This window comes from Acuticoccus kandeliae (assembly GCF_003073115.1).
Map to the genome: position 1 here is coordinate 1 of NZ_QBBV01000045.1, position 471 is coordinate 471.

At 75.6% G+C, this 471-nt stretch carries 1 pseudogene; it reads left to right on the top strand.

Going from position 1 to position 471, the window contains the following annotated elements:
- A pseudogene (locus DBV35_RS29220) lies at positions 1 to 471 on the top strand (thiol reductant ABC exporter subunit CydD); the annotation flags it as partial.

Here is a 471-nt window from a genome sequence, read left to right on the forward strand (position 1 = left end):
TGGCCCTGGTCGGGATGCACACCCGGGCCCGCACCGACCGCCAGTGGCGGCTGCTGTCCCGTCTCGGCGGGCACTTCCTCGACGTCGTGCAGGGACTGCCGACGCTCGCGCTGTTCCGCCGTGCGCAGGTCGTCGCAGGCAAGGTCCGGGAGACGACCGACGCCCACCGGCACGCCATGACCGGCACCCTGCGGGTCGCGTTCCTGTCCGCGTTCGTGCTGGAGGTCCTCGCGACGCTCGCCGTCGCCCTGGTCGCGGTCGAGGTCGGGCTGCGGCTCCTCTACGGGAACCTCGACTACGCCACCGCGCTGTTCGTGCTGGTCCTGGCCCCGGAGGCCTACCTGCCGCTGCGCGAGGTCGGTGCCCGGTTCCACGCCAGCATGGAGGGCGTCGCCGCGGCCCGGCAGGTGTTCGCCGAGCTGGACCGCCCGGCCGGCGGCGCGCCCGGCGGGACCGCACCGGTGCCGGCGG